18 protein-coding genes are annotated in these 17,978 nt (G+C 71.4%); 8 read left to right on the forward strand and 10 right to left on the reverse strand.

Annotated features, from left to right (window positions below; genetic code table 11):
• Positions 1–58: 58 nt before the first annotated feature.
• Positions 59–481 carry a hypothetical protein gene (locus ABCS02_RS15610; protein ID WP_345836586.1) on the reverse strand — a complete coding sequence of 141 codons (423 nt, stop codon included), beginning with the start codon at positions 479–481 and terminating at the stop codon, positions 59–61.
• A 119-nt stretch (positions 482–600) separates the two neighbouring features.
• Here ABCS02_RS15610 and ABCS02_RS15615 point away from each other — a divergent pair, with 119 nt between their 5' ends.
• Both ABCS02_RS15615 and ABCS02_RS15620 read left to right on the forward strand, forming a co-directional pair.
• On the forward strand, positions 601–1,173 hold the full coding sequence (locus ABCS02_RS15615; RefSeq protein WP_345836587.1) for an NTP transferase domain-containing protein: 573 nt from the start codon (positions 601–603) through the stop codon (positions 1,171–1,173).
• The gene (locus ABCS02_RS15620; protein WP_345836588.1) at positions 1,173–1,418 is read left to right on the forward strand and encodes a DUF6457 domain-containing protein; all 246 of its coding nucleotides are present in this window, start codon (positions 1,173–1,175) and stop codon (positions 1,416–1,418) included. The genes ABCS02_RS15615 and ABCS02_RS15620 overlap by 1 nt, the downstream gene beginning before the upstream one ends.
• 6 nt (positions 1,419–1,424) lie before the next feature.
• Here ABCS02_RS15620 and ABCS02_RS15625 read toward each other — a convergent pair whose 3' ends face one another.
• The gene (locus tag ABCS02_RS15625; protein WP_345836589.1) at positions 1,425–1,934 is read right to left on the reverse strand and encodes a hypothetical protein; all 510 of its coding nucleotides are present in this window, start codon (positions 1,932–1,934) and stop codon (positions 1,425–1,427) included.
• Positions 1,934–3,907 carry a primary-amine oxidase gene (locus ABCS02_RS15630; protein ID WP_345836590.1) on the reverse strand — a complete coding sequence of 658 codons (1,974 nt, stop codon included), beginning with the start codon at positions 3,905–3,907 and terminating at the stop codon, positions 1,934–1,936. The genes ABCS02_RS15625 and ABCS02_RS15630 overlap by 1 nt, the downstream gene beginning before the upstream one ends.
• Before the next feature lie 194 nt (positions 3,908–4,101).
• On the opposite strand from ABCS02_RS15630, the gene ABCS02_RS15635 reads away from it, so the two are divergent.
• Genes ABCS02_RS15635 through ABCS02_RS15645 form a run of 3 tightly spaced genes read left to right on the forward strand, consistent with a single transcriptional unit; the run spans position 4,102 to position 5,437 of the window.
• Complete coding sequence (locus ABCS02_RS15635) at positions 4,102–4,749, forward strand: TetR/AcrR family transcriptional regulator (protein WP_345836591.1); 648 nt, start codon at positions 4,102–4,104, stop codon at positions 4,747–4,749.
• A gap of 29 nt (positions 4,750–4,778) precedes the next feature.
• Positions 4,779–5,045, forward strand: a complete 267-nt coding sequence (locus tag ABCS02_RS15640) for a type II toxin-antitoxin system prevent-host-death family antitoxin (RefSeq protein ID WP_345836592.1) — start codon at positions 4,779–4,781, stop codon at positions 5,043–5,045.
• Positions 5,042–5,437, forward strand: coding sequence for a PIN domain-containing protein (locus ABCS02_RS15645; protein WP_345836593.1), 396 nt, complete (start codon positions 5,042–5,044; stop codon positions 5,435–5,437). Before ABCS02_RS15640 ends, ABCS02_RS15645 begins: the two co-directional genes overlap by 4 nt.
• Positions 5,438–5,459: 22 nt before the next feature.
• On the opposite strand, the gene ABCS02_RS15650 is transcribed toward ABCS02_RS15645, so the two are convergent.
• The 5 genes from ABCS02_RS15650 to ABCS02_RS15670 are packed head-to-tail and all read right to left on the reverse strand — an operon-like array spanning position 5,460 to position 10,371.
• Entirely contained in the window at positions 5,460–6,854 is a 1,395-nt protein-coding gene (locus tag ABCS02_RS15650) for an aspartate ammonia-lyase (RefSeq protein WP_345836594.1), read from the reverse strand.
• On the reverse strand, positions 6,851–8,008 hold the full coding sequence (locus tag ABCS02_RS15655) for a M20 family metallopeptidase (RefSeq protein ID WP_345836595.1): 1,158 nt from the start codon (positions 8,006–8,008) through the stop codon (positions 6,851–6,853). Before ABCS02_RS15655 ends, ABCS02_RS15650 begins: the two co-directional genes overlap by 4 nt.
• On the reverse strand, positions 8,001–8,672 hold the full coding sequence (locus ABCS02_RS15660) for a DUF1028 domain-containing protein (RefSeq protein WP_345836596.1): 672 nt from the start codon (positions 8,670–8,672) through the stop codon (positions 8,001–8,003). Before ABCS02_RS15660 ends, ABCS02_RS15655 begins: the two co-directional genes overlap by 8 nt.
• Positions 8,669–9,094, reverse strand: coding sequence for a RidA family protein (locus ABCS02_RS15665; protein ID WP_345836597.1), 426 nt, complete (start codon positions 9,092–9,094; stop codon positions 8,669–8,671). The genes ABCS02_RS15660 and ABCS02_RS15665 overlap by 4 nt, the downstream gene beginning before the upstream one ends.
• Positions 9,094–10,371 (reverse strand): NAD(P)/FAD-dependent oxidoreductase, encoded by a 1,278-nt coding sequence (locus ABCS02_RS15670; RefSeq protein WP_345836598.1) that lies wholly within the window; start codon positions 10,369–10,371, stop codon positions 9,094–9,096. Before ABCS02_RS15670 ends, ABCS02_RS15665 begins: the two co-directional genes overlap by 1 nt.
• A gap of 239 nt (positions 10,372–10,610) precedes the next feature.
• Between ABCS02_RS15670 and ABCS02_RS15675 the strand changes: the two genes are divergently transcribed.
• The 3 genes from ABCS02_RS15675 to ABCS02_RS15685 all read left to right on the forward strand — a co-directional run bounded on the left by ABCS02_RS15675 (position 10,611) and on the right by ABCS02_RS15685 (position 14,514).
• Positions 10,611–12,074 carry an aldehyde dehydrogenase family protein gene (locus tag ABCS02_RS15675; RefSeq protein WP_345836599.1) on the forward strand — a complete coding sequence of 488 codons (1,464 nt, stop codon included), beginning with the start codon at positions 10,611–10,613 and terminating at the stop codon, positions 12,072–12,074.
• A 10-nt stretch (positions 12,075–12,084) separates the two neighbouring features.
• Positions 12,085–12,921 carry an aldolase/citrate lyase family protein gene (locus tag ABCS02_RS15680; RefSeq protein ID WP_345836600.1) on the forward strand — a complete coding sequence of 279 codons (837 nt, stop codon included), beginning with the start codon at positions 12,085–12,087 and terminating at the stop codon, positions 12,919–12,921.
• An 84-nt stretch (positions 12,922–13,005) separates the two neighbouring features.
• Entirely contained in the window at positions 13,006–14,514 is a 1,509-nt protein-coding gene (locus ABCS02_RS15685) for an APC family permease (protein ID WP_345836601.1), read from the forward strand.
• 359 nt (positions 14,515–14,873) lie between these two features.
• Here the strand turns inward: ABCS02_RS15685 and ABCS02_RS15690 are convergent, their stop codons facing one another.
• Positions 14,874–16,433: a GMC oxidoreductase gene (locus tag ABCS02_RS15690; protein ID WP_345836602.1), complete on the reverse strand. Its 1,560-nt coding sequence runs from the start codon at positions 16,431–16,433 to the stop codon at positions 14,874–14,876.
• Complete coding sequence (locus ABCS02_RS15695) at positions 16,430–17,857, reverse strand: cytosine permease (protein ID WP_345836603.1); 1,428 nt, start codon at positions 17,855–17,857, stop codon at positions 16,430–16,432. The genes ABCS02_RS15690 and ABCS02_RS15695 overlap by 4 nt, the downstream gene beginning before the upstream one ends.
• Between the last annotated feature and the right edge of the window lie 121 nt (positions 17,858–17,978).

Consider the following 17,978-nt stretch of genomic DNA (forward strand, 5'->3'; position numbering starts at 1 on the left):
GTTCGACGGTCTGCTGACCGTTCGGGGTGACGCGAACTCGCGTCACCCCGAACTTCGCCTAAGCGCGATGCGCGACATAGACGATCGCGAAATCCCAGACCTCCGCAGCAAGCCTCGCAGCGAGGACGTCGCCACGATCCTCCCATTCACGCTCGGCGACCGGATCCTTCCACGGCTCCGCAGGGCCGACCGCAGCCTCCCACTCGTCGTACCACTGACGAAGGTCACGAGTGAGCGCGCCGCTCAGGCCGAAATCTTCGGGGACGGCGGTGTAGCCGACCGACGAGTCCCAGAGAGGCCAGCGGTGGCCGTGATCGGGAAAGAATCTAACGGTGCGCAACTCGCCGGACCGGCGCTTGGCCTCGCGGGCCACCGTCGATTCCGGATCGCTGAATGCTGGGACCGGAAGCTCCACCTGGGTGGCCGGGTCGACCACGATCCCGGCGGAGTCGAAGCTGAGGCCTGTGATCTCGCGCTGCATGCGTCCAGCCTCCCAGCTGTGCGCGGCCTGACGATCGGGACCCTCCTCGGCGAGATTGTTTCCCAGCGAGGCGCCCCGACGACTCGCACCCCCACCCTGACCGTGCCAAGCTGAACACCGTGGCCCTCCCTCCCCCGCCGCCCGCCGCCATCGTCATCGCCGGTGGCCGCTCGTCGCGGTTCGGCAGCGACAAGCTGCTCGCGAAGGTCGACGGCCGCACGCTGCTGCAGCGGACGATGGAGGCCGTGGGCGGCTGCGCGACGGTCGTCCTGGTGTCGGCGACCAACGAGACGGTGCCGCGCGGGGTGGTGACCGTGTCCGAGTATCCGCGGTGGGGCGGGCCGTGCGCCGGGATCGCCGCGGGCGTCGCAGCGCTTCCGGAGACCGCCGCCGAGACGCTCATCGTCTCGGCCGACCTCGCACGGCCGGACCGGGCCGTCGCCGCGCTGCACGCGATCGCGTCGGGGGTGCTCGCCGACCAGGACGGGAACGCGCAGTGGCTGATCGCGCGCGTCCCGGTCGCCGCGCTCCGGGCGCAGCTCGCCGAACTCGACGCCAGCGGGGGCACGGCCGGCCGGCCGGTCCGCGCTCTGATCGGCCACCTCGGCCTCCCGATCGTCCGCGCCCACCGCGACGCGGTCGCCGACATCGACGAACGGCACGACCTCGAACGAGTGAAGGAGCGACCCTGATGGAACCGCAGGAACTCGACGCCTGGGCCGGAGCAGCCGCGCGACGGCTCGGGGTCAGCCTCGAACCGGGCGACGTGGCCGCACTGCTCGACCTCGCGCGGGATGCCGCCCACGGCGTGACCCGGCCGGCGGCGCCGCTCACGGCCTACATCGCCGGCATGGCCGTCGGGTCGGGGCGGACGTTCGAGGATGTCGCCCGCGAGTTGCGGGTGGCGATCGCGGAGGCCGGGCAGGGCGAGGGCTGAGCCCGCCTACATCGCCGCCATCAGCAGGACCCCGACCGCCATCCCGGCGACCTCGCCGAGTTGCAGGAGCCGTCGCGCACCCGGGCGCGGGACGTGGCGAGCCCGCACCATCGTGACGAGCAGCCACGCACTGTAGGCGAGGTACCCCGCGACGAACGCGACCACGATCGCGCCGAGCGACACCCCGTGCGCGTGCGCCGAGACCGCAGCGCCGCCTCCCCGCGACATCCCCAGCGACATCCCCACCAGCGCCGCCATGGTCACCCCGCCCAGCGCCCGGTGCAGGCTCATCGGCGGCACCCTCCCCGACCTCCGCTGCAGAGCGAACCCGGCCGACGCCAGCGACAGCACGATGGCGGCCAGTCCGACGCCGGGCACGGACGACCCGAGCACACAGCCCGCCATCGCCAGCACCATCAGCGCGGCCGACACCCACACCCGCACCGGCCGCGGCGATCCCAGCAGGCAGCACGCGGAGACCGTGGAGGCCCCGAGCGCGCCCACGTCGAGCAGCATCAGTGGCCGCAGGTGCAATCGGGGCCGCAGGAGGCGGACGCCGAAGCAGCCGTGGAGTGGCACGACGACGCCGACCGCGGCACGTCCAGCGTCGGGTTCCGGTCGAAGAAGCCGTACGGCTTGAGCGTGAACCCGGCGTAGTCGACCGGCATGATCGGCCAGTCCTCCAGGCGCGGGAAGTGCGTCAGGCCGAACGTGTGCCAGACGACGATGTCCTCGCCGTCGAGGGGGCGGTCCTGGGCGACGTACGCGGGGAGGCCGGCGCCGCCCGGGTGCAGGTTCACCGCGTAGCCGGCCGCCCACAGCTCCGACGGCTCGTACTGCGTGACCCAGAGATGATGCGCAGCGAACCCCGCGCGGCGCCGCTGGTGCGCCTCGTCCGCGGTGAACAGTGCGGGCTCCGACGACGGGTGCAGCACGTAGCTGGTCGGGCGGCCGACCCGGTTGCGGCGGGAGGCGCTGCTGATCGACCACACGCGGCCCACCGAGCCGTCGGCGTCGCGCACGGCGTCGGACTCCGCAGACAGCCGGGTGATGGTCCGGCCGATCGCGCTCCCCCACGGGTTGCTCGCCGAGACGGGCACGCGGGCGACGTCGATCTCGTCCACAGAGTTGGCCACGCCGTCCACGGTCATGTCGAGCCGGGCGCAGAACATGTGCTGGTGCACGGGCGCGCCGAGTCCCGGTGCGAGCGGGGTGGAGTACGGGTCGTCGCCGCCGTCGTGGGCGCCGGTGAAGACGATCCCCGTGGCCTTGGCCTCCACCTCGAACGTCCCGTCCAGGTAGAAGTAGAAGTAGAAGCCGTAGTCGTAGTTGCCGACGGTCGTGAAGAAGGAGACGACCAGGCGGCGCTGGCGGCGGGCCTCGGAGGTGTGGGTGAACTCGTCGGTGTGCTTCCAGAGGATGCCGTAGTCCTCCTCGTGGATGCAGATCGCGTTGCGGATGGTGCGCGGGCGGCAGAAGTCGTCGGCGACCACGGCGTCCAGGTAGAAGATGTCGCCGAGGCAGTCGCAGCCGAGCTCCAGCGAGTTCGCGAGGCGGCCGAACTGGTACTCGCCGGCGTCGTAGTAGTTCTGCCAGCCGTGGATGGGCGTCGGGTCGGCGTAATTGACGACCATCTCCGAGATGGAGGCCCGGTACAGGATGGGGCGGCGCTCCTGCTGGTAGGTGAAGGCGACGTCGTGGAGGGTGAGGCCCTCGCGGGCGTTGAAGCCGACGCGGAGGTCCCAGTTCTCCCAGCTCAGCACGCCGTCCCGGTACTGGAAGCTGACGCCCTCCGGCTGGGTGATCTCGATCGGCTTGAGCGAGGTGCGCAATAGGCCGGTGACCTCCGGGTCGAGGTAGTCGCCCGACTCCATCGGGACGGTGTCGACCGGGGTCTCGACCAGGCGGATGACCGAGCGCGAGAGGGTGTCGACGTGCGCCACCACGCCGTCGATCGGGTGCGCCCACGGGAGGTCGGACTCGCTCTGCTGGACGAAGGCGAGCACGCGGAACATCCGGCGGCCCTCCTCGTCGTCGTAGTCGAAGTGGCCGGCGGTCAGCGGGCAGGTGCGGACGGTGCTGACGTCGTGGATGCCGCGCCTGGCGAGCGCGGCGACCCAGCCGGCGTCGGCCTTGACGATCTCGTCCACGAGGGCGAACTCCTCGTCCAGGACGGGCGCGGTGCCCTCGGTGACGGGGTCGAGCTCACGGGTGTGGACGACGACGCCCGCGGTGATGTCGGCGACGGCCTGGGTGACGGCGCCGGTCGAGAAGTCGAGCAGCAGGGCCTCCACCTCACGGTGCAGCCCGGGCGCGCGGTCGGGGTCGAGGACGTCGCGCTTGTGCGGCTCGCGCAGCATCACGTAGGTGAACCGGGTGTGCTCGGTCACGAGGCCGGACGCGGCGAACACCTCGCGGGCGCGGTCGATCTCGGCCTCGGTGAGCGCGGCGAGCGGGTGGGAGGTCGCGGTGGCGATCGTCAGGGACATTCCAGAACTCCTTCGTCGGTGGATCCCGATTGTTATTGACTGTAGCGTCAAAAACCGGGATTGGGAAGAGGGGGTGCGGGGACCGGAGGAGATTCGAGGTGGCGCGCCGGGGTGGGGCGGGTTGTGGAGGAGATTCGAGGTGGGAGCGGGTGGATGTCCTCCGTTGGCGGCGGGGCGTCGGGCAAGATGGGGGCGTGCCGAAGATCGTCGATCACGACCAGCGCCGCCGCGACATCGTGGACGCCTACCTGCGCGTGCTCGCGCGCTCCGGCGTCGCGGGGACGCACGGCCGCTCCGTCGCGGCCGACCTCGGCGTGGTGCCCGGCACACTGTGGCACTACTTCGACTCGGTGGAGGAGATCGCGGAGGCAGCGGCCCAGCGGGGAGTCGAGCGCACGCTGGAGCGGATCGCCGCCCGCGCCGGGGACGCCCGCGGGCTCGCGGCGCTGCTCGCGATCGCGGAGGAGATCCTGCCGACCTCCGCGGTGACGCGCGAGGAGGCGCGCGTGGTCGTGGCGTTCTGGGGGCAGGTGCATCCGGGCTCCGACCCGCGCTCGGCGTTCGGCCGCACGCGCGAGTTCACCGAGCTCACCCGCACCGCGCTCGCGCAGGCGGTGGCCGACGGCGAGCTCGCGACCACCACTCCGGTGGAGCCGCTGGTACGCCTGCTCGACTCGATCTACGCGGGCGAGCAGGTGATCTGGGCGGCGGAGTCCGTGGAGGACGACGTGAGCCAGGTGCGTGCGACGTTCGCGACCGCCGTTCTGCCATGGCTGGGCGAGAGCGGATCCCCGGCCACCGGAACGCTGCAGGACTGGGCGACCTCGAAGCGTCGTAGATAAATGTCTACGAGCTGAGGTATCGTGTGGGGATGATATCGACCGTCGATGACCACAGCATCACCGTCGGGCAGCTGCGGCAGAACCCCACGAAGATGCTCGCCGACGTCCAGGGCGGCGAGCGCTATGTGGTGACCAATCATGGTCGTCCTGTCGCCGACGTCGTGCCCCACGTCGAGTCGGCGTGGGTCCCGGTCGAGCGGGTCGCTGCGCTGCTCGAGCGCAGCGGCGACGAGGATTGGGCACGCGAGCTCCAGGACCAGCGGGCCGAGCAGGATCTGCGAGACCCCTGGCAGTGAGGGCTCTGCTCGACACGAACGTCCTGATCACCGGCGGGTACGTCATCCCGGAGGGGATCACCGATGTCGCGATCTGCTCCGTCTCCTACGCCGAGCTCGAGCAGGGACTCGTGGCGCCCGGGCTCGATCCGTCGATGCTCGCCGACCGTAAGCTCCAGGTCCTGGAGATCCGGCAGGCGTTCGGGAGCGGCCTCCCGTTCGACGACGTCGCGGCGATGTACTACGGGCGCATCGTGGAGGCGGTGCACGCAGCGGGCCGGTCGCCGCGCGGCCGGATCGCCGACCTGATGATCGCGGCGGTCGCCCGGGCGCACGGCGCCGCGATCGTCACGCACAATGTCGCCGACTTCGCCGGCCTCGAACGCATCGTCCGCGTCATCCCCGCAGACTGACCGCACAGTCCCGGATGCCGGCTCACCGCGCCCCGGTCAGCACCCGCGGGTCCGTGATCGCGTCGTACTCCTCCGCCGTCAGCAGCCCGCGCCCGACGATCGCCGTGCGCACGTCTCCCCCGGTCTCCAGCGCCTCGTGCGCGATCTGCGCCGCCGTCGTGTAGCCGATCCGCGGCGTCAGCGCCGTCACGAGGCCGACCGAGGACGCCACGCGCGCCCGCAGCAGCTCCGCGTCGGCCTGGATGCCGTCCACGCAGTTGACCCGCAGCGTCCGGCAGGCGTTCGTCAGCCAGGTCAGCCCCTGCAGCAGCGCGTTGGCGATGACCGGCTCGAACGCGTTGAGCTGGAGCTGGCCGTTGTCGGCCGCCATCGTGATCGAGACGTCGGCGCCCGCGATCGCGAACGCGACCTGGTTGACGACCTCCGGGATGACCGGGTTGACCTTGCCCGGCATGATCGACGAGCCGGCCTGGCGCGGTGGGAGGTGCAGCTCGCCGAAACCGAACTGGGGGCCGCTGGACAGCAGGCGCAGGTCCGAGGATATCTTCGAGAGCTTGATCGCGGCGCGCTTCAGCGCGGCGGAGACCAGCATGAAGACGCCGGTGTCCGAGGTCGCCTCGATCAGGTCGGAGGCCGTCACCAGCGGCAGGCCGGTCAGCGCGGCGAGGTGCCGCACGACCGCGCCCGCGTAGCCGGGCGAGGCGGTGATGCCGGTGCCTATCGCGGTCGCGCCGAGGTTGATCTCCGCCAGCAGCGGGATGGTCTCGGTCAGCCGGAGGTTGTCCTCGTCCATCGTCACCGCGAAGGCCGTGAACTCCTGGCCGAGCGTCATCGGCACGGCGTCCTGGAGCTGGGTGCGGCCGATCTTCACGTGGTCGCGGAACTCCACCCCCTTGGCCCGGAACGCCGCGGCCAGCAGCGCGTGCTCGGCGATCAGCCGCCGCAGCCCGATGGTGAGCGCGACCTTGACGGCGGTCGGGTAGACGTCGTTCGTGCTCTGGCTTCGGTTTACGTGGTCCAGCGGGTGGATGACGTCGTACCTCCCGCGCGGATGCCCGAGGCGTTCGAGCGCGCGGTTCGCGATGACCTCGTTGGCGTTCATGTTCGTGGACGTGCCCGCGCCGCCCTGGATCAGGTCGACCACGAACTGGTCGTGGAGGCCGCCGTCCACGATGTCCTGGCAGGCCGAGTCGATCACCTCGGCCAGGCCCGGCTCCAGCACGCCGATCTCCGCGTTCGCCCGCGCGGCCGCCTGCTTGACCAGCGCAAGCGCGGTCACGAGCTCGGGATACGCTCCGATCCCCCGCCCGGAGATGGGGAAGTTCTCCACGGCGCGCTGCGTATTGGCGCCCCAGTAGGCGTCGGCCGGGACCTCGACGGGGCCGAGCGAGTCGTGCTCGGTGCGGGTCGCGGTCACGAGACCACGTCCACGACGGTCTGCGCGAGCGCCACGGCGGCATCCCGCAGCGCCTTCTCGGCCAGCGGGCCGACACACGCGGCGGCGAACTCGGGCTGGTGGTTGGTGGCCGGGAGGCTGTCGACGCCGATGTACGGGTGGATGGCAGGGACGGCCTGCGACACGTTGCCCATGTCGGTGGAGGCGCGGTTCATCCGGCCGGCGGAGGACGAGCCGTCGAACACCCGGCCCAGCGCCACCGCGTTCGCCCGGTACAGCGCGAGCGCGCGCTCATCGTTCCGGAACTCGGAGTACGGCTTGCTCTCCGGCGTGATCGTGAGGGTCGTGCCGGAGGCGAGCGCGCCCGCCTCGAAGCAGCGGTTCACCCTCTCCTCGATGCGCTCCAGCTCCTCCAGCGTCTCGGCGCGGACGTACCAGCGGCCCTCGGTGCGGTCCGGGATTGCGTTGGGCGCCTGGCCTCCGACCGTCTGGATGCCGTGCACCCGCGCCGAGTGCGGGAGCTGCTGGCGCAGCAGGCCGATGGCGACCTGCGCGACCACGAAGGCGTCGTTGGCGTTGACGCCCTCCTCCGGGTAGGCGCCGGCGTGCGCGGACTTGCCGTCGTACCGGACGTGCGAGTGCGCGACGGCGAACGGGCGCGCCTCGGCGACATCCACCGGGCCGGGGTGCGCCATCAGGGCGAGGTCGAGGCCGGCGAACGCGCCGCGGTCGAGCAGCTCGATCTTGCCCCCGCCGCCCTCCTCGGCCGGAGTGCCGTAGACCTCCACGGTGATGCCGAGCTCGTCCGCGAGCGGGGCGAGGGCGGAGGCGACGCCGACGGCGATCGCGGCGATGAGGTTGTGCCCGCAGGCGTGACCGAGGCCGGGAAGGGCGTCGTACTCGGCGCAGACGCCGATCCGGACGGGGCCGGTGCCGGCGGTGGCGAGGAAGGCGGTGTCCAGGCCGAGGTAGGCGGGCGTCACGGCGAACCCGCGGGCGGCGAGCGCCTCCTGCAGTCGGGCGCTGGAACGGTGCTCGTTCCAGGCGGTCTCGGGATCGGCGTGGAGGGCCTCCGAGAGCGCGACGAGCGACGGGAGGTCGGCGTCCACGAGCGCGCGGGCGCGGTCCTTCAACGCCGTGGCCGCCACGACGTCACTCATCGCGGTGTCACTCATCCCCGGGCACCCCGTAGCTCGGCGCCCCCGCCGGCATCAGCCCGCGCGTCACGTACGCGTCGCGCTGCGGCAGCCACGTCTCCACCAGGATCTCCCCCAGCAGCTCGACCGGGTCGTCCGCCCAGTCCACGCGCAGGTCGGTGACCCGCCAGCCGGCGTCGCGCACGACCGCGACGCCGGCCGAGTGCACCGGCCCCTCCTCGCCGCCGGCCGCGATCGCGGCCTGGAGCGCGGCCAGCAGCCGTACCTCCAGCTCGCCGGTGGCCGCCTCGAACGCGTCCACCATGAGCTGCGGCACGTCGTCGCGCGCGAGCATGTTGCCCGCCGCGACCGCGTGCGCCGACTGCGCCTGGCCGTGGTGGCCGAGCACGTGCGAGCCGGAGTGGATGGCCGAGCGGCCGTTGCGGTCGATCACAAGGAGCTGCCGGTAGTCGATGTCCGGCGTGGAGTCCACGACCCACGCGAGCACCTCCTCCACCGGCCGCCCGTCGCGCAGCCCGTCGATGAGCCGCGGGCCGAGCCGGGGGTCGGTGATGTTCTGGGAGTGCGCGCCGCCGACCCCGTCCGCGAGGTTCACGCAGCGGGCGGCGACCGCGGGCGAGGAGGAGCAGATGGCGGAGCCGATCGCCCCGGTCCCGTCGACGGCGAGGATCGAAAACGTCACCGCGAGGCCTCCCCGCTGAGCACAGCGGTGGCGTCGATCTCGACCAGCCACTCCGGCCGGGCGAGCGCCGAGACGACGATGCCGGTGGAGACCGGGAAGACGCCCTTCAGCCAGCGTCCGACCACCCGGTAGACGGCCTCCCGGTAGCGCGGGTCGATGATGTAGATGACGACCTTCACGATGTCCTCCAGGCTCGAACCGGCCTCCTCCAGCAGCATCTCGATGTTCGCCATCGCCTTCTCGGCCTGCGCCTCCACGTCGCCGACGCCGACCGACTCGCGGGTCTCCAGGTCCTGGCCGATCTGGCCGCGCAGGTAGACGACGCCGCCGGCGACGACGGCCTGGCAGAGGTCGTTGTCGAGGTTCTGCTCGGGGTAGGTGTCCTTGGTGTTGAACGGGCGGATGCGGGTGTGTGTCGGCATCAGACGGCTGCTCCTTCCGCCGCGACCGCGGCGTTCTCGTACGACAGGTAGGTGCGCTGGATCTGGATCTGGTCGGCGATGTAGCCGGCGTCGTGCCAGACGCCCCAGATGAAGCTGGAGCCGCGGCGCGACTGCCACGGCAGGCCCAGGAAGTACACGCCGCGCTCGGCGGAGACCCCGCGCTGGTGCACCGGCCGGCCCGCCGCGTCCAGCGCGTCCACCTGCAGCCAGCCGTAGTCGACGCCGAAGCCGGTGGCCCAGACGATGGAGGTGATCCCGGCCGCGGCGAGGTCGAGCTCGGTCACCGGGTCGGTCACGCACGCGGGGTCGGGACCGAGGATGCGGGCCTCCGGCTCCTCGGGGAGGTCGAGGCCGTTGCGCTCGATGTAGGCGTCCGCCTCGTCCAGCACCGACAGGTAGTTGGCGTCTCCCGCGTGGATGTTCGCGGCCAGGTCGCCGCCGAACCGGAGGACGCCGTCGGCGTAGTCCTGCGTGCGGCCGACGAGCGTGATGCCGCTCTCGGCCAGCTCGCGGAAGTCCACGGTGCGGCCGCCGCGGGCGCCGCTGACCGCGATGGTCACGTGCTCGGCGCCGGCGGCGGGGGCGGCGGCCTCCCACTTGCCGAGGACGCCCAGCCACCACACGTTGTCGCGCCCCCGGTAGCGGCGCGGCGGCCGGTCGTGCGGTCCGACCGAGAGGTGCACCTGGCGTCCCGCGCGGCGCAGCTCGTCGGCGATCTGCACGCCGGAGGAGCCGGCGCCGACGACGAGCACGCCGCCGGCCGGGAGCTGGTCCGGGTTGCGGTAGTCGCTGGAGTGGAGCTGCTCGACGCCCGCCTCGGAGGGGATGACGGTGGGGATGACCGGCTTCTGGAACGGGCCGGTCGCGGCCACGACATGGCGCGCCGTGTAGGAGCCGTCGGTGGTCTCGACCCGGAAGCCGGGGGCGCCTGCGTTGCGACGGACCGACAGCACCTCCACCCCGCTGCGGATGGGTGCGTTCGTCATCGCGGCATAGGCGACGAAGTAGTCGGCGACGCGCTCCTTGGGGGCGAAGCCGTCCTGGTCGACGTCGTCGAACTCCAGGCCGGGGAAGCGGTCGTGCCACGCGGGGCCGTTGGCGACGAGCGAGTCCCAGCGGCCGGAGCGCCAGCGCTCGGCGATGCGGCCGCGCTCCAGCACGAGATGCGGGATGCCGCGCTCGGTCAGGTGGGCGCTCATCGCCACACCGGCCTGTCCCGCGCCGACGACGAGGACCTCGATTTCCTGGCTCGACATGCTGATCTCCTTCGCTGATGGTGCAGCCATTGTCAGCAGGCCCGGCCGAATCTGTAAAACAATGAGAATCGCCGTATTGGATCAACAGAAGTGATGCTTCGCGTGCGTTTCGCGCGCGTGAACGCCTCATTTCGGGATCGCGCACTGCTCAGCCAGGGTGCATTACATCACTTCAAGCGATCCACTGGAACGGTTTTCAACGCTCGTTTCGATGCACCGGACGTGCGTACTCTTCCGGCATGACGATCGACACAACCGTCCGCATCGACGGCAGGGCCATCATCGACGGCGACCGCGTCGCCTCCGCGTCGGGCGACACGTTCGTCACGGTCAACCCGGCGACCGGCGAAGCGCTCGCGGAGGTCGCCAAGGGCGGCCCCGCCGACGTCGACCGCGCCGTGGCCGCGGCCCGCACCGCCTACGAGTCCGGAGTCTGGAGCCGCCGCGACGCCGCCGATCGCGGCGCGGTCCTCCGCCGCCTCGCCGACATCATCGAGCACAACGCGGCCGAGCTCGCCCTCCTCGAATCCCTCGACATGGGCAAGCCGCTCTCGCAGACCAGCACCGTCGACGTGCCCGGCACCGCGGCGACCTTCCGCTGGTACGGCGAGCTCGCCGACAAGCTCACCGACGAGGTGCCCTCCACTCCCCCCGGCTCGACCGCGATCGTCAGCCGCGTCGCGCTCGGCGTCGTCGCCGCGATCGTGCCGTGGAACTACCCGCTCGACATCGCCGCCTGGAAGCTCGCTCCCGCGCTGGTCGCCGGCAACAGCGTCGTGCTGAAGCCCGCGGAGACGACCAGCCTCACCGCCCTCCGGCTGGGCGAGCTGGCGCTGGAGGCCGGCATCCCGGCGGGCGTGCTCAACGTCGTCCCCGGTCCCGGCTCGGTGATCGGGCGCGCGCTCGGCCTCCACCCGGACGTCGACGCCCTCACGTTCACCGGCTCGACCGCGGTCGCGAAGAAGCTGCTGACCTACGCGGGCGAGTCGAACCTGAAGCGGCTGAGCCTGGAGGCCGGCGGCAAGAGCTCGAACCTGATCTTCGCCGACGTGGAGGACCTGGCGCTGGCCGCCGAGAAGGCCGCGTTCGGCGCGTTCTACAACCAGGGCGAGGTCTGCTCGGCCAACTCCCGCATCTTCGTCGAGCGTCCCGTCTACAACGAGTTCGTCGGGCTGCTCACCGCCGCCGCCGAGGCCTATCGCTCCGGCGACCCCCTCGACCCGGCCAGCGGCAACGGAGCGCTCGTCTCCGAGTCGCACGCCGACGGTGTCGCCGCCGCGATCGAGACGGCGGCGCGCGACGGCGAGCTGATCGGCGGCGAGCGCCTCCAGCGGCAGGGCTCCCGCGCGTTCATCGACCCGGCGATCGTCGCCGGCCTCCCGCTCTCGCACCCGCTGCACCGCGACGAGGTCTTCGGCCCGCTGGTCGTGGTCCAGGCGTTCGACCACGAGGACGACGCGGTGCGTGCCGCGAACGCCACGGACTACGGCCTGGCCGCGTCGCTGTGGACCTCGAGCCTGTCCCGCGCCCACCGGGTGTCCGAGCGGCTGGTCGCCGGCACCGTGTCGGTGAACACGGTGGACGCGCTCGGCTCCACCACCCCGTTCGGCGGGTTCCGGCAGTCCGGCTTCGGCCGCGACCTCTCCCGGCACGCCATCGACAACTATGTGGGCCTCAAGACCACGTGGTTCCAGCACGCGTAGGAGGACGGCAATGACGATGCAGCTCGACACCACGCCTGCGACCCGGGTGCCGCCCGAGGTCGCCCGCTCCTGGCTGCTCCTCTCGGCGGCCCGCCTCGACGCGGTGGCCGTCGCGGGATCGGCCGCCGACGCCGTCGTGATCGACCTGGAGGACGCGATCAACGCCTCCCGCAAGGAGGTCGAGCGGGAGCGCGTCGCGCGGTTCCTGGAGTCCGGCGGCGAGGCCTGGGTGCGCGTCAACGACCGCACCTCGGCCTTCTGGGGCGGGGATGTGGACCGGCTCCGCGGCCTCCCCGGGCTGCTCGGCGTGGTGCTCGCCAAGACCGAGGAGGCGCACCACGTCACCGAGACCGCCGAGCGGTTGGGCGGCGCGACGCCGGTGGTCGCCCTGATCGAGTCCGCCCTCGGCATCGAGAACGCTGCCCTGATCGCCCGCGCGCCCGGAGCCTTCCGCCTGGCGTTCGGCAGCGGCGACTACCGCCGCGACACCGGCGTCGCCAACTCGGAGGCCGCCCTGGCCTACCCGCGCTCGCGGCTCGTGGTCGCGAGCCGGGTCGGCGGCCTCCCCGGCCCCATCGACGGGCCGTCGGTGGTCGACGGCGCGCCGATCGTCACCGAGCAGTCGCGCTCGGCCGCCGCGCTCGGCCTCACCGGGCGGCTCTGCCTGCGCGAGAAGCAGGTCGGCATCGTCAACGAGGTGATGGCGCCCTCCGCCGAGGACGTGTCCTGGGCTGCGGGCTTCCTGGACGAGTTCGAGGAGGCCGGCCGCGTCGTCCGCGACGGCAGCGACCTCCCGCGGCTCGGACGTGCCGAGAAGATCCTCAGCCTGGACCGCGCGTTCAGGTAGCCCTCCCTCCGGCCGGGCGTCCCCGGGCCGGATTTCCCCCGCCAGTCCCACCCGAAGAGAATGCAAGGACGAAGGAGTCCCCCGATGACCGATACGAAGCTCCAGACCTCGAACATCCGAACCCAGCATTTCCGCAAGACCCTCGGCCGGCTCGACATCGTCTTCCTGTCGATCAGCGCGGTCATCTCCATCGACACCGTCGCGCAGATCGCGGCGGGAGGCGGCGCCGAGGCGTTCACCTGGACCGCGGTGATCGGGATCACGTTCCTCTTCCCGTACGCGCTCGTCATCTCCGAGCTGGGCAGCACGTTCCACGACGAGGGAGGCCCCTTCGTCTGGGTGCGGCTCGCGTTCGGCAAGCTGACCGCGGCCATCGCGACGCTGTTCTACTGGATCACCAACCCGCTCTGGATGGGCGGCTCGCTGGTGTTCATCTCCGCGGCGACCTGGGGCGCCTACATCGCCCCGCTCCCGGAAGGCAGCGCAGGGGACATCGTCTTCAAGCTGGTGTTCATCTGGCTGGCGATCGGGACCGCGATCATCGGCCTCCAGTACGGCAAGCACATCGTCGCGGCCGGCGCGATCATCAAGATCCTGTTGCTGGTGGTGTTCGTGGTGACCGTGGCCGTCTACGCGGTCAAGAACGGCGTGCACGGGTACGCGGCCGGGGCGTTCTCGCCGACGCTCGGCGGGTTCCTCGCGGTGACCCCGGTGATCCTGTTCGCGGTCGTCGGCTTCGAGGCGCCGAACGGTGCGGCCGAGGAGATGCGCAACCCGCAGCGGGACGTCCCGCGGGCGATCACGTCCTCCGGCATCATCTCGATCCTGTGCTACCTCGTGCCGATCTTCGCCATCCTGGCCGTGCTCCCCGCGAACAAGGTCCAGGGCGCCAGCGGCCTGCTCGACGCGTTCAAGGAGGTCTTCTCGGTCTACGGCATCGCGACCGGCCCGGTGATGTTCGTCGCCGCGCTGCTGTTCGTGTTCGTGGTGCTGACGCAGGCGAGCGCGTGGATGATCGCCTCCGACCGGGTGCAGGCCGCCGCGGGCGCGGACGGCGCGTTCTTCCGCTTCTTCGGCGTCTTCTCGAAGCGCTTCGGCACCCCGGTGCGGATGAACCTGCTCTCCGGGATCGTGGCCACGGTCTTCTGCGTCGCGGCGACGCTGCTGCTCAAGGGCAGCACCGCCGCGGTGTTCACGGTGGTGCTGACGGTCGCGATCTCGACCCTGCTGCTGTCGTACCTGGTGATCTTCCCGTCGATCGTGCGGCTGCGCCGGAGATACCCGGACGTCGAGCGCCCGTTCCGGGTCCCGGGAGGCCGCGGCGGGCTGTGGACCGCGGTGGTGATCATCTACGCGTGGGTGCTGCTCGGCTCCTGGGTCGCGGTGTTCCCGGGCACGCTGGAGGGGCTGCTCGGCCTGAAATACGACTTCGTCGACACCTGGGGCGTCGACCGCCCGACGTTCGAGGGCTTCACGGTCGGGACGCTGATCGTGATCACGGTGCTGGCGCTGGCCGGCTATTTCTGGCAGCGCGCCCGCGACCGCCGCGTCGACCCCGGGCCCGAGGTGCTGCTGGAGCCCGTGCGCGACTGACCCCTCGCCCAAGCCCGCCGCCAACGGAGGAGATCCCGGCCCCCCAAGCCGGGATCTCCTCCGTTAACTGCCATCCCGGGACCGCAACCGGTGGATGTCCTCCGTTAGCGACGCCGCGGGTAACGGAGGAGAACGGATGCGGCAGAGCCCGTGAAAGCAGGTAACGGAGGAATCTGCGGCCGGGTGGGGCGGGAACTCCTCCGTTCACTGCCATCCCGGGAGCCCAACCGATGGATGTCCTCCGTTAGCGACGCCGCGGGTAACGGAGGAGAACGGGTGCGGCGGGTGCCGTGAACGCAGGTAACGGAGGAGTTCGCGGCCGGGTGCGGTGAGAACTCCTCCGTTGGCGACGAGGGCGGTTACGCGGGGACGGTGGCCGCCAGCAGGTCGACGGCGCGCTCGGCCACCATCATCACCGTGATGACCGGGTTCACCGACGTCAGCGTCGGGAACACCGACGCGTCCGCGATCCGCAGCCCGTCGATCCCGCGCACCCGCAGCTCCGGGTCGACCACAGCGAGCGAATCGTCCACCGCGCCTATCCGGCACGTGCCGCTCACGTGGTACACGGTCTGGTGGATGTCGCGCTGGACAGCCGATAGCTCCTCGTCCGTCTGGACGTCGGGCCCGGGGAAGACCTCCCGCACCAGGTGGCTGCGCATGGGCTCGGCCTCCGCGATCCGGCGTGCCAGCCGTACCCCGGCGACCAGCATCCGCTCGTCGTGCCCCGAGGGGTCCGTGAAGTAGCGGTAGTCGATCACCGGCGGCGCGTCCGGGTCGGCGGAGGCGATGGTGACGCGGCCGCGGCTGTGCGGCTTCGCGACGTTCGGCGCGATCGCGACGATGGCGGGTGGGAAGTCGACGCCGCGGCCACGCGGGTGGTCGACCACCGGCTCCACTGGGAAGTGCATCAGCACGTCCGCACGCGCCGGGTCGCCGTCCACACCGACCATCGCGCCCGCGTCCCATCCGGAGGCCGAGACCGCGGGCGGCGCCGACACGGCCTCCCACACGACCAGGCCCTCGACGTGGTCCTGGAGGTTCTCCCCCACTCCCGGCAGCTCGTGCACCAGCGGCACACCGGCCGCGGCGAGCACCGGCGCCGGGCCGATCCCGGACAGCAGCAGGAGCCGCGGGGTGTCGATCGCGCCGCAGGCGAGCACGATCTCGCGCCGCGCCCTTACCACCCGAAGCGCGCCCGACGCGTCGCGGTAGTGCACGGCGACGGCCCGGCCGCCCTCCAGCACGATCCGCGACGCCCGCGCACCCGTGATCACGTCCAGCGAATCCCGCTCGTCCATCACGTCGTGCAGGTAGTGGATCGAACTCGACCCGCGCACGTTCGTCGCCGGGTCGTAGCCCACCTCGAAGAAGCCGGCGCCGCGCGCCAGGGAGTCGGTGCGGCCGTCGTTCCAGCGCTCCTGCAGCGGGAGGCCAAGGGCCGAGACAGCGGAGGCGACCACGTCCGCGACGAACGGGTTCCGGTCCGCCGCACCGACCGGATGCACCGGGATGTCGAGCCGGTCGAAGTACGGCTGGAAGCTCGCGGCGTCCCAGCCGGCCGCACCCGACTCCACCCACTCGGCGAGGTCGGACGCCGGCGGTCGCCACGCGATCATCGTGTTCGCGGTCGAGCAGCCGCCGAGGATGCGCATCCGGGTCTGCCGGATGGACGAGTTGCCGCGCTCCTGCGGCACGCTGCGGTAGTCGAGGTCGTACTCGCTCCCGATCATCTCCTCCCACCTGCGCAGCTCGCGGGCGCGGCCCTCGTCGCGGTCGCTCGGCCCCCACTCCAGGAGGGCGACCGTCACGTCCGGGTTCTCGGAGAGACGCGCGGCGACGATGCCGCCCGCGGTGCCGCCGCCGACCACGACGTAGTCGTACTCGGCGGCGGGCTGTGCTGCTGGCTCGGGGGTCATTCTGCTCCTGCGACGGGGGTGGGGAGGGAGGTGGAGGCCGCCGGCGCGACAGCCTTGGACGGCGCCCACTTCATCAGCGCGTAGTACAGCGGGCAGATCACGGCGAGGCCCACGATCCACGAGATGTCGACGCCGCCGAGCGCGGTCGCGATCGGCCCGGTGTAGAAGGCGGTGTTGATGAACGGGAGCTGGATGAGGACGCCCAGCACGTAGCAGATCACGGCGTTGCGGTTGATCCGCCCGTAGATTCCGCCGTCCTGCCGGAACAGCGACGCGATGTCGTACTTGCCGTGCTTCACCGCGTAGTAGTCGACCAGGTTGACGGCCGTCCAGGGGATGAGCACGCACAGCAGCAGGATCATCAGGTTCGACAGGTTGACCAGGAAGTTGGCCGAGAAGGCGAAGCCGAGCACGAGCGCGACCAGGAACAGGATGACCGCGATGGCGCCGCGCGTGACGGCCCGCGGGATCCACTTCGGGAACAGCGTCTGCCCGATGGTGATGATCGCGAGGCTGCCGCAATAGAGGTTCATCCCGTTGCTCACGCTGATGCCGACGCCGAACACGAGCATCGCCAGCCCGGCGATCCCGGGGATGAGGGCGCTGAGGCCGGTCGCGACGTCGTCCTTCGGGAAGGCCGCGCCGACGATCGAGCCGAGCACCATCGGGATGACCGAACCGGCCACGCAGCCGGCGAACGTCGCCCAGAAGGCAGCGCGCACGCCGGTGTCCTTCGGCATGTAGCGCGTGTAGTCCGACACGTACGGCGCGTACGCGATCTGCCAGAGCGCGGCGACCGAGATCGTCCCCATGATGCCGGCGGCGGCGACCGAGCCGTAGTCGATGGCGCTCGCGGGCAGGGTCCCCGCGGCGAAGATGTAGACGAAGACGATCGCGATGGTCAGTCCGGCGACGACGCTCATCACCGTGCCGAAGACGTGGAGCAGGCGGTAGCCGAAGACCGCTCCGAAGACGCTGATCAGCCCGACGATCACCGTGGACCAGAACGCGCCGAGGTGGGTGAGCGAGTCGAGCGCCTGACCGCCCAGGATCACGTTCGACGCGAAGAACGCCACGTACATCCCGACCACGATGACCACGACCAGGAGGCTGCCGTACGACCCGAACTGCGCGCGGGTCTGCAGCATCTGCGGGACGCCCATCTGCGGTCCCTGCGCCGCGTGCAGCGCCATCACGACGCCGCCGATCAGGTTGCCGACCACGAGCGCCACGATCGCCGCCCAGATCGGGAGGCCGTACACCGCGGTCGCGAGCAGGCCCGTCGCGATCGACAGCATCATGATGTTGCCGCCGAACCAGATTGTGAACAGGTTGCGCGCCTTGCCGTGCCGCTCGTCCTCGGGGATGTAGTCGATGGTGCGGGTCTCGACGCCGAGGGCGTCGCTGCGGACCTCTGTGGTCATGGGTGTGCTCCTCGTGGTGGCCAGGGTGCTTGGCATAGAAGCCTCTGCCTTCCTGGCGCATCAATCAACTAAGGTTGCCTGAAGCACTGCATCACTTGGGGAGATACCACGCCGGAGGTAA

It is taken from the genome of Microbacterium sp. X-17 (assembly GCF_039615055.1).